Raw genomic sequence first — 15,565 nt, 5'->3', positions numbered from 1 at the left:
ATGTTTAAACTCGCAGAGAAAGGAACGATCGATATGAGAGATGGGCTTGTACAAGAAACGATAGCCTGCGCCGATCGCGGCGACCTTCCGGCGCTTCGGGAGCTGCTGCGCCAGGATCCGGAGCTGGCGGGCTCCAGCTGGGGGTATGTGACTCCGCTTCATTTTGCCGTCCGGTCGGGACATATGGATGCCGTTCAGCTCTTGCTAGAGCATGGCGCAGACGCGACGGAGAAAATGCTGGGCTGGCAGGACGATTTGGTCACCAAAGCTCAAGATCGGGGCTATGCAGCGCTTGCTGACCTGCTGGCACGGCATCTGGCGGAGCGGTATCGCACCTCACCGGAGGGCTCGAGCCTTGCGGAGCTGATCAAAAGCCGCCGTAAGGAGGCGGTGCTGCGTGAGCTGGACGCCTCGGAGGAACGCGTGCACGAGAGTGATGAACGCGGCAATACGCCGATGCATTGGGCCGTCATGACCCGCCAAATGTGGCTGATCGATGCGCTGTTGGAGCGCGGGGCGGATATCGGGGCGAAGCGGGCGGATGGAGCAACACCGCTGCTGCTAGCGCTGGACGGCGACTACTTTTATCGGGCCAATCGTGACTTGAGCCCGGAGGTGCTGCGCAATCCGTGGTTTCTCGTTGGTTACTTGATCGCTCGCGGAGCTGAATATGATATCTGGACGGCAGCTGCTTTGGGGGACACCGAACAGGTGGCTGATCTGCTGGATGCCGAGCCGTCGCTTGTGAATGCTGCAGGTGCCACCGGCAAACGGCCGATCGGCTATGCAGCCAAGCATGGGCACACCGTCACGGTTAGGCTGCTGCTGGAGCGGGGGGCCGACCCGAACGCAGAAGAACGGGGCGCTACGCATGGAAGCGCCCTATGGTCAGCCGTGAAGGATAATCACGAGGCGATTGTAAAGCTTTTGCTGGAGCACGGGGCGAATCCGAACGCCGGGGTGGAAGCAGGCGGTTCACCGCTGTTCATCGGCATGCGCAACCGTCACGACGCATTGGTGAACCTGCTATATGCCCACGGGGCAACGGTTCAGATCGACAGCGCCTGCTGCTTGGGAAGAATCGACTTGGTCGGAGAAATGATCCATGCCAGGCCCGAGCTTATGAACAACGGCGGAGATTTTGGCCCGCTCTGCATGGCTGCCGGCTATGGACATATGGAGCTCGTCAAGCTGCTGATCCGCAGCGGGGCAGACTTGAATGAGCCGTGGTACTGCAATAACTTCATGGGGTATGCCACCGATGCCGGCATGGACATGGTCCGGCTGCTGCTCGAATCGGGTGCCAATCCGAACCTGGCCAACTGGCTGGGCGTCACCTACCTGCATCAAGCAGCCTGGTCCGGCCAAGTGGCCTACGCACAGCTATTGTTGGAGTTCGGTGCCAATATCCATGCGGTGGACAAGGAATACGAGACGACACCGCTCGGCTGGGCGGCGAAATTCGGACAGCTGGAGATGGTGCGGTTTCTGCTCGAGCAGGGAGCCGATCCGTATCCAGCTCATGTGGAGTCATGGACGCAGCCGCTAACCTGGGCTAAGCGGAAAGGGCATGAGGACATCGCCGCACTCCTTCTTGGTTCAACCAAGTGAGGGAGGAGCTGCGCTAATAACACGTTGGTTTTTAACCGCTTCCAAAATAATCGTTTTGTGCTAACATTAATCGATCTTCGATCTGTTTGCCTAGGCTGGACCGCGCTACAATAAGCTTACAAGGCGAGCAAGTGAGGCCGAATTACAGGAAATGAGGTCGGGAAGCATGATCACAAAAGGCAGCGCATTTTCGATTGAGCAGTACAGAGAGGAAGGGTACAGCGGACCTGTACAGGGACTGACCTTGCAGGAAGCGGATATGTACTATAACAAGTTTTTCGAGGTGGTCGGTCAAGACAAGTTCGAGCCGGGAGCGACGAAGCACAACATGTCCGCATGGCATCAAAGACACCGCTGGGCGTATGAGCTGGCCACGAATCCTAGCATTGTGAACGTGATGCAGCAAATTCTCGGGGAGAACGTCATCCTGTGGGCGATGCACTTCTGGTACAAGGAGCCGAACAATAACAAATATATTCCTTGGCATCAGGATATCAACTACTGGCCGATGGAGCCGGCGATCAATGCTACGGCCTGGGTGAGTCTGGGGTGGTCCATCCGGGAAAATGGCTGTCTGCGCGTCATTCCGGGTTCGCACAGATCGGTTGTGAAGCATGTGGCGAGCGGGGATCAGCAATCCGCGTTTGAGGAAGGACTGCCGGCGGAGCTGATCGATGAATCAAAGATCGTCGATTTGGAGATGTCGCCCGGACAGATTGCGTTTTTCAATGAAGCGACGTTCCACGGCTCCGAGATCAACAGCTCGAACATTCCTCGCGTAGCGTTCTCCGTTCGGTATACGACACCGGAGGTACAGTTCAAAATGGACGAATGGGGCGGCGATACGACGCGGATTCGGACTTATCTGGTATGCGGCGAAGATACATTGAAGCGCAACGAAGCCATCGTCGGCACCGTGCCTGCGGAGTAAGCGATGAAGCTGGAGCTGCAGCAGTCGTGGTGGGCGATGTCGGGTGTCGGGAACGGGGCGCGGGAATGGACGACGGAGGAAAAGTTCGAGGCCTTAGCGGAAGCGGGCTTCACGGGAATTCTAGGCAGGCTGCCGGAGCCGAGTGAGGCGGACCGCTGGCGCAAGCTGCTGGACGACTACGGCTTCTCCTTCGGAGTGCACGCGTTCCCGTTTCCTAAGCTGGGGGATGATCTCACCTCATTTTTAAAGCAGGCAAAAGATTTCAGAGTGCAGTACGTCAATGCGCAGGTGCAGGATCAATACACGGTCGGCCCGGAAGCGGTAGATTTCCTGAATTCGCTGATAACGCAATCCGAAGCGGTTGGGATTCCATTGTTTATCGAGACGCATCGAGGCAGGATTACGCAGGATCTGCTGCGCACGGTCGATTATGTTCAGCAGCTGCCGCGTATGAGGCTGTCGATCGATTTTTCCCACTATGTGGTGGGTGGGGCGATGGATTCCGAACCGATTTCGGAGACTACGGAGAGCTACTTTCATACGCTGCTGGAGCGCGCTTCCAGTATTCATGCCAGAGTGTCGAACGGCCATCAGGTGCAGGTGGATATCGGAGACAACGGTGACCATCCGATGGTACGGCATTTTGTACGCTGGTGGCGGTCGGGGATGCAGCAATGGCGGAAGCAGGCCAAGGAAAACGAGGCGTTTTACTTCGTCTGCGAATTAGGCCCTCCGTCCTATGCAATCCAGAGTGCGGTGAATGGGAAGGAGCTGTCCGACCGCTTCCAGCAAGCCCTTGTGTTGAAACGATTAGGAGAAGAAGCTTGGCGAAAGGAGTGAGAGGCTGCCTAGGCAGTCTCTTTTTTTGCGATAAGGCACTTTATAGGGCAAAAAGCAACGGACGGAACGGCATGTTTGGCGGTGGAAGATTTTCTCAAGGTGTACACCTGAAGCTTTAATAACATAGACAGCGCTTACAAAATCCGCTACGATGTCAATATCAACCCATGAGGGGGATCCGATGCTGACCGTTATCCAATGGTATAGATCACTCCGAGGCAAAATTTTGCTATCGCTCCTTCTGCTCATCATTGCGCCCGTACTGTTCATCGTTTTCAGCTTCTATTCCTCCTCGCGGCAAATTGTAGAGACCCAGCTGTACTTCTCAAATCAGACCTCCGTGGAACGCAAGGCGGCGGCGATGAACGAGCTGTCCGTCCGCATATTGAAAGCCTCCAACCTCATCATGAACGATCAGGAAACGCTCAAATTTTTGCGGGACCCATCGGATTGGACGAATGAGTATCCCGCTTTTTACAGCTACACTACGTTAATCAACAAAATGTCCAACATCCGCGATCTCTTGCTCGACAATTTCGCCTACTTGGCGCTGTACGACTATAGAGGCTACATTCACACCTCCTGGGCAGGCACGTCCAAGCTCACATATGGAACGATGCATCAAGAGCCTTGGTTTGATAGCACCTCCAAGCTGGCAGGCTCCCCGAACTGGATGGTTCCCTATAAAGCACAAGACGAGGATGGGGATCCGCTGCTGGTGATGGCGAGAGTCATGAACCCCGCAAGGCAGGGAGGCGACGGGATGCTCTGGATCGGTGTACCGGTAAGCAATTATTTTTATCCGGTAGAGGAGCTGCGGCGGCAGGCGCAGTCCGGTGTGCACATGCTGCTGCTGGACGGAGATAAGCCTCTGCTCGGCGATTCGGCATGGACGGGCGGTGCCAAGGCACTGTCCGAAGCCATTCGGGTAGATGAGAGCGGGATCCGGCGTGTCACCATAGGCAAAGAGGACTACTTGGTCAATGAGGCCGACCTCACCGGCCCGGGCTGGAAGCTCGTGCAGCTCGTTAGCAGTCAAGCCTTTGCTTCGGGGCTGAAGCAGGCGAAGAATAAGTCTACGCTGCTCATGCTGTTCTGGTTCTCGCTGTTTGCGGTTGCTTTTATCGGATTGATGTTCCGGTTCACACGGCCGATCATTCCGCTGGTACGTTCGATGAATCGGGTCGGAAAAGGGGAACTGAACACGACGGTCGAGGTGCGGGGCAATGATGAAATCGCGATGCTGGGCCGCAATTTCAATAAGATGGTGCAGCAGCTGCAGGAGCTGGTCGCCCATCTGTCCGAGGAGCAGCAGCGCAAGCAGAAGGCGCAATTTCAAGCGCTCCAGGCGCAGATCAATCCGCATTTTCTCACCAATACGATGAACTCGATCAAGTGGATGGCGATCCTCTCCGGAGCGACGCATGTCAGCGAGATGCTGACCAAGCTCGGCAAGCTGCTCAATTATACGATGCAGCAAAAGGAGGAGATCGTCCGTCTGCGGGAGGAGCTGAATTACCTGCAGGTGTACATGGCGCTGCAGGAAATTCGCTATCATGACAACGTGACGATGACTGTAGATGTTCCCGAGGCGCTGCTGGATGCTGAGATCGTCCGATTTACACTGCAGCCGATCGTGGAGAACAGCTTGATTCACGGCAACCGCTTCCCACTGCACATTGAGATTACCGCCAAGCTGGAGGAGGAGCTGCTAAGGCTTCAAATCAGCGACAACGGAGTCGGGATGGGCGAGGAGACGATTCGCAGCGTAGAGGAGAAAATGAATCAGCCGCATGCCAAGTTTAGCGGGATCGGCATTCGCAACGTCAATGAACGAATCAAGCTGGAATTCGGAAGCCGTTACGGTGTTTCACTCGGCAACCGGGAAGAAGGAGGCGTGCTCGCCACCGTGACGCTGCCGTATCGAAGGAGGTCGGAGAACGATGCTGCGCTTGTTGATTGTGGATGATGAGATTCTCGTACGGATCGGACTAAAAACGATCATTCCACTGCAAGGAGACGAATTCGAGATTATCGGAGAAGCGGCGACCGGCAAGGAAGCGCTGGCCATGCTGGAGCAAACCCCCTGCGATATTGTACTGACCGACATTCGGATGCCCGATATGGACGGCTTGGAGCTGCTGAAGCATATTCATGAACGGTGGCCGGACACCAAGACGTTCATCCTATCGAACCATAGCGACTTTGCGTATGTTCAAACTGCCCTGCGGCTTGGTGCGGCGGAATATATGATCAAGCTGGAGATCGAGCCGGAGGAGCTGATGCGGAAGCTGCGGGATGTCCGGCAAAAAATGCTCGGCGAGCGGGAAAAACGGCTGGAGATGACCCAGCTGGAATCCAAGGTGAACCGGTACGGACGGGAGGTCAAGGAAAAGCGGCTGCGGGAGCTGCTGCTGCATCCGGCTACGCGCAGGGAGACGGAGGAGTGGCTGAGCGAATTCGGCGTGCCGACGCTTCAAGCCGAACTGACCGTGACGCTCATTCGGATCGATGCCTATGAGCGTTTGCTTGCTGCCAACCGGTTCCAAAGCGAGCGGCTGCTCCAATTTACCGTGGCGAATGTGCTGACCGAAATTATGAAAAAATACGGCGCTGGCGAGCTGACCCCCTTAGATCACGGGATGTTTGCCGTCATGAAGGAAGCGCCTGTGCTGCCTATGCTGGAGGAGATGGAGCGAGCGGTAGGGACCTTCCTCAAGCTGTCGCTCAGCTTCGGGGTGTCCCGTTCCAACAACGGAATGTACCGACTGCATTACGCTTATATGGAAGCGCGGGAGGCGTTGGAGCATCTGTTTTACAGGACAGGCGACAGCCGGATCATGCAGCGCGAAGCGTTACCCGAGTACAAAGCTGCTTCCAGCGAGAGCATGCAGCTGGATGAAGCGCAATGGAATCGTTTGATCGAAGAGAAGGATGAAGCGGGGATGCGGCGTTTGCTGGACGATTGGGTGGAAGACAGCTTGGTAGCTATGAATGTACCCCCAGTGGTACTTCGCGAGCGATGGATCCGGCTGGCGGACTGCTTCGCCCGCTGCCTGAAGGCTGAAGGGGCGGATATTTACGCGGTCACGCTGCACGACGGCCGTTATCCGTACCACGTCATCCGGCAGGCGGAAACGCTGGTGCAGCTGCGCGACTGGTTCAGCGGCTGGATTCCCGTCTTCCTGGAATACCTCAAGCGGCATGGCCGGGGGCGCTGGCGCAGCGAGGTCCAAACCGTCGTGGCCCGCATTCAGGAGCGGCTTCATCTCTCGCTGAAGGTTTCGGAGCTGGCGGCGGAGATCGGCTTTACGGAAAATTACTTGAGCATCCTGTTCAAGAAAGAAACGGGCGAAACAATTACGGACTATATTACCCGAATGCGCATGAAAAAGGCGCGGGAGCTGCTCAAGGACCCGGAGATCAAAATCTACGAGGTATCCGGGAAGGTCGGCTATGGCGATCCGAATCATTTTTCCAGAAGCTTTAAACAAATGGAAGGCATGTACCCGACGGAATTCCGCAAGCTGGTGCTGGGGAAGTCCTAACTGTCAAGAAATATGAAGATTTTGCCAAGATAGCGCTGTAGTGATTTTCGGTGAAATTGCCTACGATGAAGGTGATCTTCTTAAGATAAAGATTGCTTTAATCATTAGCCGAAAAGGGGATGGACCAATGAAAAAAGCCTGGATCAGCGCGACAGGAATCGTTCTGGCTGCAGCCATGACGCTCAGCGGCTGCGGTGGCTCCACCAATCCGCCAGCACCAGCCAAACCAGCCGATACCGCAAAGCCCGCCGACACGCCGAAGCCTGCAGACACACCAAAACCGGCAGAGCAGAAGCCGATTACCCTTAAATTCTGGGGCGGCGTACCGCCCGAAAGCGGTCCGCAGGACGCGGTCGACGCTTGGAACAAAGCGAACCCGCTCGTCAAGGTGGAATACACACGGTTCGTCAACGATGATCCGGGTAATCTGAAGCTGGAAACCGCGCTGCTTTCGAACTCCGATGCCCCGGATATTTTCATGAGCTACAGTGATGAGAAAATTAACAAGCGCGTGCAGGCCGGCATGGTGGCACCGCTGGATGAATTGATCGCCAAGGTCAATTTTGATGTGGATGGCATTATCGGCACCTCGAATATCCGCAAGTTCCCGGACGGCAAGTTTTACTATTTGCCGGCTAACAAGAACGTGGGCGGTGTGCTGATCAATAAGAAAGCGCTCGACGAGGTAGGCGAGAAGCTTCCGACCGCCTGGACGTGGGATGATTTTGCCGCATTAGCTAAGAAGCTAAACAAAGGGGATCGCAAAGGAACGTTCCACGATCCGCAGCTGGGCAACTTTGGCTTGCAGGTGCTGGCGACGGATAAACCGCTCGATTCGATCATTACGGCCGACGGCGCGTCAAATTTCAACTCCCCTGCGCTGAAAAAAGGGCTGGAGCTGCAAAAGAGCCTCGAAGACGCCGGTGTGATGGTGAAATATTCGGAAGCGGTTGCAGGCAAGCTGACGTACCAGAACGAGCTGCTCACCGGAAAAGCGGCGATGCTGGCCTCGCAAATTTATTTGATTCGCTATATCAAAGATACGCAGAACTTCCCGCATGACTTCCAGATCGTTTTTGCTCCGATTCCGCAGTATAAAGCCGGAGGGAATGTCAACGTGGGCGGTGGTATGGGCGACTACATGTCGATCAACAAGAACAGTGCGAACAAGGATGCAGCCATGAAATTCATGGATTGGTACCTGAAGGAAGGCAACATGGCGATGGTGCCTGGCGGCCGGATTCCGACGAATAAGAAAGCCGACCAAGCCAAAATCGCACAAATCCTCATCGGTGATTCCGATAAGCTGATCGACAAGGCGTCGCTGCAAGCGCTGCTCTCCGGCTCCTACACGTATCCGACGTCGTATAACGTGCCGGCACCTACCGAGCTGAGCACGATTTACAAGGAAGAGATGGAAAAATATTTGCTGGGCGCGCAAAACATCGATAAAACGCAGGAATCGATGAAATCCAGAGCCGACACCGCGATTAAGAACGCGAAGAAGTAAGTCCCGGCCCCCGTTCCGCCTGCCTGGCGGAGTTCGGGGGTTTTGTTTTTTTCAAGAATCATGCAGAAACCGTCAAGCTGTATCTATGTTACCGGTGCGGGACAATTGATACAGTAGAGGGAACCTGAGGTAAAGGAGACGGATGCGAATGAAGCAGTTATGGCACAACGCGCGCTTCAAAGAGCATGTAGCCGGGTATTTGTTCATTCTGCCCAATTTTGCTGGGTATTTGATTTTTGTGCTTCTCCCCATCTTGTTCAGCTTGTACCTCGTGTTCGTGGACTGGGAGTATTTGAAGGGCTTCGCCGGCATCCACTGGGTAGGGCTGGACAATTTCAAGGCGCTGGGAGACGATCCGAAGTTTATCAAATCGCTGAAAAATAACACCATCTTCACCGTGGTCAGCGTTCCGGCGTCGATGCTGATCGGCCTCCTGCTCGCGGTGGTGCTGAATAAATATGTGTACTTCCGCAACCTGCTGCGCACGATGATTTTTCTCCCGTATGTGAGCAGTCTAGTGGCTGTTTCCATCATCTGGAGCATTATGTACAACAACCGTACGGGCCCGATCAACCAGTTTCTGCGCAGCCTCGGGATGACCGATCCTCCGGGATGGCTGGCCAGCCCGAATTCGGCGCTGTACGCCATTATTATCATGTCGGTCTGGGTCACGATCGGCTATGCGATGATTCTGTACTTGGCCGGCCTGCAAAATATTTCAAGAGAGCTGTACGAGTCCGCCGAGATCGACGGGGCCTCGAAAGTGCGCCAGCTGCTGCAGATTACGATCCCGCTGCTGACTCCGACCACGTTCCTGATCATGGTCACGCTCATTATTTGGTCCTTCCAGGTGTTCGGTCCGGTGGCGGTTATGACGCAGGGCGGTCCGGTCGATTCGACGATGGTGCTGTCGTATCATATTTATTTGCTGGCGTTCCGTTTTTACAAAATGGGCTATGCGGCAACCGTTTCTTGGGTCTTATTTGCCATCATCTTCGTCATCACGCTCATCCAGTGGCAGGGGCAAAAGCGCTGGCAGCAGCATTTCTAACAGGGGGGAGAGAGCAGCATGCAATCCGCTATGAAAACCGATATTCCAGCCCAGGTGGTGGCGCGCCGGCGCTCGAATCACTGGCACATCGCAGGCAAAATCTTTGTGACCGTCGTGATGGCTTGCATTGCCGTGCTGATGATTATCCCGTATTTGTGGATGCTTTCCACTTCGTTTAAGGTAAACGGCGACGTCTTCAAATACCCGATTGAGTGGATCCCGGCCCAGTTTCATTGGGAAAATTACAAGAAGGTGTGGACCGGCACGAATCCGTTCTATATTTATTATTTCAATTCGATCAAAATCACCGGGATCACCGTCGTCGGCAACCTGTTTACGAGCGCAATGGCGGGATTCGCGTTTGCCAAGCTGAATTTCCGGGGACGCAACGGCTTATTTCTGCTTTACTTATCGACTATGATGATCCCAGGACAGGTGCTGCTGCTGCCTCGCTTCATTTTGTTTGATTCAATGAAGCTGATCAATACGCATTGGTCGCTTATTTTGCCGGGGATATTTACGGTGTTCGGCACGTTTCTCATGCGCCAGTTTTTCTTGACTTTGCCAGGAGAGCTGCTGGAAGCGGCTCGAGTCGATGGGGCGGGGTTCTGGCGGATGTTTTGGCAGATCAGTCTGCCGCTGACCAAGCCGGCGATCGTGACGCTGCTTATTCTGTCGTTCACTTGGCACTGGAATGAGTATGAGGGACCGCTGATTTTTCTGCGAGATAAGCACTTGTATACGATCCCGCTGGGACTTACCAATTACGTGGAGGAGTTCGGTACGAACTATGTGCTGTCGATGGCCGCCTCCGTGTCGGGGCTGGTCCCTGTGCTGATTGTCGTCAGCGTCTGTCAAAAATGGTTCGTCGAAGGGTTCGCAAGCAGTGGGCTGAAAGGGTAGGTTGCGATGCTCCCGTTAGCAGGACGTATAACCGAAGCGATGCAGCTTCGGTTTTTGCATATTAAGCAGTATGATTTGCCTCATACTTGGCGGATCGATCGTCGCGTGCTGGAGCATGCCGTCATTTGGCTGATCGAAGAGGGGGCGTTAACGCTGGAGGCTGCGGCTGCGGAGGAGTCACTGTCACTGCGTGGAGGAGCTGGGGAGCCGGAAGCTCTTCCGTGTGGGGCGGGCGAGCTCTTGTTTTTTCCGCCGGGCACTTTATTGAGCTGCCGGGCTCAATCGGCCTCGCTTCAGCTGATCAGCCTCAATTATGAGACGGCGGCTCCGCTCGAGCGCGGTGGGCGCTGGCCTGCGTCGCTGCGGCTTCCCCTGCGCTATGGCGGGGATACCGCTGAGCTGGCGGCGGTGCTGCGCCTCATGCTGGCGGACGACGACGCCGACTCCGCCGGCAAGCCGCTGCTGATGCAGGCGGGGCTGCTGCGGCTGCTCGGCTTGATGGCCGCACGTCGCGCTCCCGCGCTGGATGCGCGCTCGGCGGACGGGGGCAGCGACCCGCGCGTGGCGGATGCGATCGCGCATATGTCGCAGCGCCCGGCGGCGCAGCCTTCGGTGAAGCAGCTGGCGGAGGCCGTGGGCACCAGCGAGTCGCACCTGCGCAAGCTGTTTCTGCGCGACACGGGCATGGCCCCGCTGCAGTATTGGCACGCGCTCAAAGCGAAGCTGGCCATGCGCCGCCTGGCTGCCACTAGCGAGCACGTGTCCGAGATCGCTCATGCGCTGGGCTACGAGGACGCGAACTATTTTAGCCGCGTGTTCAAGAAGGTGATCGGCCTCACCCCGCAGGAATACCGGCGCAAGCACCGGGATTGGATGCAGCTGCCGGCGGAATAGGGTGCGCTGTCGGCTGCGCGAGGCGCGCAAAGCGGAAAAGCCGCGCTGCAGGGCGAGCCCGAGGCTGCGCGAGGCGTGCAAAGCGGGAAAGCAGCGCTGCAGGGCGAGGCTGAGGCTGCGCGAGGCGTGCAAAGCGGGAAAGCCGCGCTGCAGGGCGAGCCAGACGCTGCGCGAGGCGTGCAAAGCGGGAAAGCCGCGCTGCAGGGCGAGGCTGAGGCTGCGCGAGGCGTGCAAAGCGGAAAAGCCGCGCTGCAGAGCGAGACTGAGGCTGCGCGAGGCGTGCAGAGCGGGAAAGCCGCGCTGAGGGCGAGCCCGAGGGTGCGCGAGGCGTGCGAAGCGGGAAAGCCGCGCTGTAGGGCGAGCCCGAGGGTGCTGCGAGGCGTGCAGAGCGGAAAAGCCGCGCTGCAGGGCGAGCCAGACGCTGCGCGAGGCGTGCAAAGCGGAAAAGCCGTCCTGCAGCCTGGGCCAGTCACTGCGCAAGGCTGCAGGCCACCAAGGCCAATTCCTTAGATCCAACGGAGGTTACCTTGACACCGCAGGATGCCATCCTTACACGGTCCACCTGCGGACTATACGCTGGATCCCGTGAAAGGACGGCTGGTCGTGCAGCCAAGCTGGTGAAACGGTATCAAACTAGAAAAGGGTGTCACTCACAGCCAAGAAACCGGCTTTGGTGTGACACCCTTTTTGCTTATGCGTACACGCGTACCTCAATAATTTCCGCAAACGGGCTCCCATTGGTGGCTTCGACGATAACGCGCAGGCGATCCGTCGTCACAGCCAAGGCCAACCGGTGAACCTGCTTGCGCTTGTGATTGTCGCGTCCTTCGGTCAGCGTGCGCCACTCGCCGTTCGTGAAGCCTTCGATCCGGTAGTCCTTGACCAGATCCGGGATAGCCTCAAACGGGGTAATGTGATGATGCAGATTGATCAAATCTTCGTTCACATCATCGTTGAAGGTCAAATGGATCGACTGCAAGGTCACTGGCTGATCCCAGCGCAGCTCCAGCCATTCGAGTTCGCCGGAGCGAATCGGCGCGGATGACCAAAGATGCGGCCCGCCATAAGGACGAATGTAGCCGTCGATGGCTTGAGCTGGCGCATAAGCTTCAGTCGGCGCTGTCAAGCGGAAGCAGGGGGTCATCCGCACAAACGGGCGCATGCTCCACTGCACGACCGGCTGATCCGGCTGATGATCCTCGAGGCTTGCGGAGACGACAGGCTTGGCGCCTTTTCGAAACGCCAATACCCCAGTGGTCGTATGATCGTCAAAATGCAGAGCCAGCGCGTCGTTCGCTTGAAGGACGAGAAACGCATTTTGCGCACGTTCCGGCTGCCAGGCCAAATCCAGCTTCACCCACTGCAGCCCGGCCCGCGGCACGGAGGCGGTGGCGGCCGCGATCCGTTCCTTCGGAACGTAGTTCTCCGCCCGGCCGGTGCTCCACAGCTCGACGGTCAGCTCGGTGTCCGCATACGCATCGACGAGCAGCTCCACGCCGTTCAGCGCTGGCGAGACCGGCACCAGCAGCCCGAGGTCCGCGTCCAGCGGGACGATCTTGGCTGTGCGCTCCACGGCGAGCCGAGAGCGCGTGCTGGACGCGGTGGCCCGCGCGCTTAGCGCCAAATCGGCCGGATCCTGGTTGCGCAGCCCGATGATCGAAGCATCCTGCCGCAGCAGTGTCTGCTGCAGCTCCCCGAGGTGCTGCAGATAAAGCTCTCGCGGGGATACGCCCTTGCTCGCGCACAGCGCCGCACCGGTTCCGGCTGCCTCGCCGATGACGGCGCAGGTGGCCATAACCCGCGTCGTGCCGAACGCGACGTGCGAAGCGCTGATGTCACGGCCGGCCATCAGCATATTGTTCACGTTCGCGGAATATAGCGAACGGAAAGGGATATGGTAGTTGCCGTCCATATGCAAATGCTTGGAGCCGGCCTCGGTCGAATACACGCCTTGCGGCGGATGCAGGTCAATCGACCAGCCGCCGAAAGCGACGCGGTCTTCAAACTCGCGCTGCGCCAGAATATCGTTCTGGTTCAGCACATAATCGCCGACGAAACGCCGGTATTCCCGCTTGCCGGGGATGGAGCCGACCCATTCCAGCGTCATATGTTCAGCATCGAACTTGCCGGAATTTTTGATATAATCCCAAATCCCGTAGATAACGGACCACAGCTCATCCCGGATTCGCTCATTGTCGTGCACCGTATCCAGCTCGCCGCCCCACTCGATCCACCAGTAAGCGCATCCATTATCGCCGCTGCGAATGATCCGGCGCTCCGGAATCGTAGTTTTCGTAATGTCCTTGGCAAAGCTCGGAGGGATGTACCGAACCGGATGACCTACATTTTTCGTGTAGAAAAGCAATGTGCTTCCGAGCGTAATATCGTCTGCGACGAGCGGAGCCCATTCTTCGTTGTACTCCTCGCGTGCTTCCCGCCCGATCCGATGCTTGGCCCCAGCCAGGAAGCCGACCAGTCCATCACCGGTGCAATCGAGAAAAATCGGACTTTCAAAGCGAATGCGCCGCTCCGACGCCATCATCCAGCCGGTCACGGAACGAATCGTCCGATCGTCCTCCGTCCCGTCGGCTTCCACCTCATGCACGTCCGTATTCAGAAACACCTGAATGTTCGGCTCAGCTCGCACTGCTTCATGCACGACCATATCCCAAAAATACGGGTTGCCGTCCATATTGCGGTACTGATTTTCGATAAACAGCTCGCCCATGATGCCGGTTTCCCGCGCATAGCGGTGAATGCCGTGACCGGTTGCACCGCATACCCACACCCGCACTTCACTGCTGGAATTGCCGCCGAGCACCGGCCGGTTGTTGATCAGCGATACGGTCTGCCCGAGCCGAGCCGCTGCAATGGCCGCACATACGCCGGCCAGTCCACCGCCAACAACCGTAACATCCGCTTTGACAAGTTCATTTTTCATGAGGGCTTAAACACACTCCTTTTGAGCATCTATAAATATCCTTGATTTCATCATACGGCTTCCCCTTGGCAAAGAACATGCATCGTATTACGATAAGACTTATACTTTATTTCACGAATAATCGGACGAAATGAGGGGGCAGGCAAAGCATGCGGAGCAGCCGGTCGGTCGACCCGAGGGCATATGTGTATTGGCACCAAAAGGAGCAGTTTCAGCTGGAGCAGGATACGAGCGGGTATTGGACCATGTTTGCCGTGGAGAGCGGTCGATTCACCTACAAAATCGGCAGGGAAGAAGGGGACGCGGGCTTCGCTGATCTGGTGGTATGTCCACCGCACACAGCATTTCATCGGAGAACGTTGACGCCGCTCACATTTCATTTTGTCCAATTCATATGGGAGATCGAGCCGGGGGAGGAGGAGGCGAAGCGATGGACGGGAAAAATAACGATCGCCGATACGGAGCGCCTCGCTTCCACGTATCGGTACTTGCGCAGCATGAGCAGAGTGGGGCTGCACGATCCGGCATCTGGGCCGATGCGGCATCTGCTCAATGACCTGTTGCTTTCGGCGGAGCTGGAACGCAGCCTGCAGCAGGATGAAGCGCGGGAGGGAGCGGATCCGCTCATGCACCAAGCCCGCCTTTGGCTGCTCGCTCACGCGTTTGAGCCGTTTGCCATGAGCGAGCTATCCGCTGCGCTGGGGCTGAGCCCAGTGCAGCTCACGCGGAAATTCCGGGCAGCATACGGACATACGCCTTCCGCCTACGTTACGGAGCTGCGGATCAGCCGCGCCTGCCGCCTGCTGGAGGAGACGACGCTGACGCTCGAAGCGATCGCTCAGCGGTGCGGCTACGAGAACGGCTTCTACTTAAGCCGCGTCTTCCGCAGCCGCATGGGAACGGTGCCTTCCGCCTACCGCAAGCTGCACCGAGTTTAGCCGGGTAGACCAGGGCAAGTCGTCCACCTTGGTTGTGGTGGCATTATTGATCTGCCATCGACAGCGATAGGGGACAATGCTATAATTCATTTTGCTGGAAAAGTATAGGCCAAAATAGGGGGAATGAGCGACGATGACGAAGCAATATGCAATCGATATGGCGAAGAAATTGTTCCGAGAAAACAATACGTCGTACTACGTAATTCATTTTCCTGCTACGAATGAGTATACGGTTACGGATCGTTCGGAGTTTATGAAAAACCAGGCGGAATGGAATCCGCTTGTCATTTTTAGTATCGAGGCTTGAGGGAACCGGGAGTCAAACGGGAGGCTGCAGGGTGGCTGAGGCCATTGAGCTGCAGCCTTTTCAATTTTCGAGATAAATCTCTGTAAAGGGG

The 15,565-nt window shown here is 56.7% G+C and carries 13 protein-coding genes; 12 read left to right on the top strand and 1 reads right to left on the bottom strand.

The features are described from left to right. From FPZ49_RS05515 to FPZ49_RS05470, 10 genes are all read left to right on the top strand, one after another. Entirely contained in the window at positions 1–1,611 is a 1,611-nt protein-coding gene (locus FPZ49_RS05515; RefSeq protein ID WP_144844358.1) for an ankyrin repeat domain-containing protein, read from the top strand. Between the two features lie 166 nt (positions 1,612–1,777). Next, the gene (locus tag FPZ49_RS05510; RefSeq protein ID WP_186445636.1) at positions 1,778–2,542 is read left to right on the top strand and encodes a phytanoyl-CoA dioxygenase family protein; all 765 of its coding nucleotides are present in this window, start codon (positions 1,778–1,780) and stop codon (positions 2,540–2,542) included. Between the two features lie 3 nt (positions 2,543–2,545). After that, positions 2,546–3,382 (top strand): sugar phosphate isomerase/epimerase family protein, encoded by an 837-nt coding sequence (locus tag FPZ49_RS05505; protein ID WP_144844354.1) that lies wholly within the window; start codon positions 2,546–2,548, stop codon positions 3,380–3,382. A 181-nt stretch (positions 3,383–3,563) separates the two neighbouring features. Continuing rightward, positions 3,564–5,351, top strand: coding sequence for a cache domain-containing sensor histidine kinase (locus FPZ49_RS05500; RefSeq protein ID WP_186445635.1), 1,788 nt, complete (start codon positions 3,564–3,566; stop codon positions 5,349–5,351). Next, positions 5,326–6,930, top strand: a complete 1,605-nt coding sequence (locus FPZ49_RS05495) for a response regulator (RefSeq protein WP_144844350.1) — start codon at positions 5,326–5,328, stop codon at positions 6,928–6,930. Before FPZ49_RS05500 ends, FPZ49_RS05495 begins: the two co-directional genes overlap by 26 nt. A 127-nt stretch (positions 6,931–7,057) precedes the next feature. After that, complete coding sequence (locus FPZ49_RS05490; RefSeq protein WP_144844348.1) at positions 7,058–8,440, top strand: ABC transporter substrate-binding protein; 1,383 nt, start codon at positions 7,058–7,060, stop codon at positions 8,438–8,440. Between the two features lie 148 nt (positions 8,441–8,588). Continuing rightward, positions 8,589–9,491 carry a carbohydrate ABC transporter permease gene (locus tag FPZ49_RS05485; protein WP_144844346.1) on the top strand — a complete coding sequence of 301 codons (903 nt, stop codon included), beginning with the start codon at positions 8,589–8,591 and terminating at the stop codon, positions 9,489–9,491. An 18-nt stretch (positions 9,492–9,509) separates the two neighbouring features. Next, positions 9,510–10,394 (top strand): carbohydrate ABC transporter permease, encoded by an 885-nt coding sequence (locus tag FPZ49_RS05480; RefSeq protein ID WP_144844344.1) that lies wholly within the window; start codon positions 9,510–9,512, stop codon positions 10,392–10,394. 6 nt (positions 10,395–10,400) lie between these two features. Continuing rightward, a complete protein-coding gene (locus FPZ49_RS05475) occupies positions 10,401–11,288 on the top strand; it encodes a helix-turn-helix domain-containing protein (RefSeq protein ID WP_144844342.1) in 888 nt (295 codons plus the stop codon). A gap of 75 nt (positions 11,289–11,363) precedes the next feature. Further along, positions 11,364–11,798, top strand: coding sequence for a hypothetical protein (locus tag FPZ49_RS05470; RefSeq protein ID WP_144844340.1), 435 nt, complete (start codon positions 11,364–11,366; stop codon positions 11,796–11,798). A gap of 181 nt (positions 11,799–11,979) precedes the next feature. Here FPZ49_RS05470 and FPZ49_RS05465 read toward each other — a convergent pair whose 3' ends face one another. After that, positions 11,980–14,229 carry an FAD-dependent oxidoreductase gene (locus FPZ49_RS05465; RefSeq protein WP_144844338.1) on the bottom strand — a complete coding sequence of 750 codons (2,250 nt, stop codon included), beginning with the start codon at positions 14,227–14,229 and terminating at the stop codon, positions 11,980–11,982. Between the two features lie 149 nt (positions 14,230–14,378). Between FPZ49_RS05465 and FPZ49_RS05460 the strand changes: the two genes are divergently transcribed. Further along, positions 14,379–15,167 carry a helix-turn-helix domain-containing protein gene (locus FPZ49_RS05460; RefSeq protein ID WP_144844336.1) on the top strand — a complete coding sequence of 263 codons (789 nt, stop codon included), beginning with the start codon at positions 14,379–14,381 and terminating at the stop codon, positions 15,165–15,167. A gap of 133 nt (positions 15,168–15,300) precedes the next feature. Further along, on the top strand, positions 15,301–15,474 hold the full coding sequence (locus FPZ49_RS35370; protein WP_186445633.1) for a hypothetical protein: 174 nt from the start codon (positions 15,301–15,303) through the stop codon (positions 15,472–15,474). The last annotated feature ends 91 nt before the right edge of the window (positions 15,475–15,565 follow it).

Origin of the sequence: Paenibacillus cremeus, assembly GCF_007786445.1 — a bacterium.
Taxonomy (GTDB): Bacteria; Bacillota; Bacilli; order Paenibacillales; family NBRC-103111; genus Paenibacillus_G; species Paenibacillus_G cremeus.
The sequence above is the reverse complement of the archived record's forward strand: the minus strand, read 5'-3'. Positions and strand labels throughout refer to the sequence as shown.

Bases quoted from the DNA above. Each gene is read 5' to 3' on its own strand.
- FPZ49_RS05515 (WP_144844358.1), top strand. From the start codon at position 1: ATGTTTAAACTCGCAGAGAAAGGAACGATCGATATGAGAGATGGGCTT.
- FPZ49_RS05510 (WP_186445636.1), top strand. From the start codon at position 1,778: ATGATCACAAAAGGCAGCGCATTTTCGATTGAGCAGTACAGAGAGGAA.
- FPZ49_RS05505 (WP_144844354.1), top strand. From the start codon at position 2,546: ATGAAGCTGGAGCTGCAGCAGTCGTGGTGGGCGATGTCGGGTGTCGGG.
- FPZ49_RS05500 (WP_186445635.1), top strand. From the start codon at position 3,564: ATGCTGACCGTTATCCAATGGTATAGATCACTCCGAGGCAAAATTTTG.
- FPZ49_RS05495 (WP_144844350.1), top strand. From the start codon at position 5,326: ATGCTGCGCTTGTTGATTGTGGATGATGAGATTCTCGTACGGATCGGA.
- FPZ49_RS05490 (WP_144844348.1), top strand. From the start codon at position 7,058: ATGAAAAAAGCCTGGATCAGCGCGACAGGAATCGTTCTGGCTGCAGCC.
- FPZ49_RS05485 (WP_144844346.1), top strand. From the start codon at position 8,589: ATGAAGCAGTTATGGCACAACGCGCGCTTCAAAGAGCATGTAGCCGGG.
- FPZ49_RS05480 (WP_144844344.1), top strand. From the start codon at position 9,510: ATGCAATCCGCTATGAAAACCGATATTCCAGCCCAGGTGGTGGCGCGC.
- FPZ49_RS05475 (WP_144844342.1), top strand. From the start codon at position 10,401: ATGCTCCCGTTAGCAGGACGTATAACCGAAGCGATGCAGCTTCGGTTT.
- FPZ49_RS05465 (WP_144844338.1), bottom strand. From the start codon at position 14,229: ATGAAAAATGAACTTGTCAAAGCGGATGTTACGGTTGTTGGCGGTGGA.
- FPZ49_RS05460 (WP_144844336.1), top strand. From the start codon at position 14,379: ATGCGGAGCAGCCGGTCGGTCGACCCGAGGGCATATGTGTATTGGCAC.
- FPZ49_RS35370 (WP_186445633.1), top strand. From the start codon at position 15,301: ATGACGAAGCAATATGCAATCGATATGGCGAAGAAATTGTTCCGAGAA.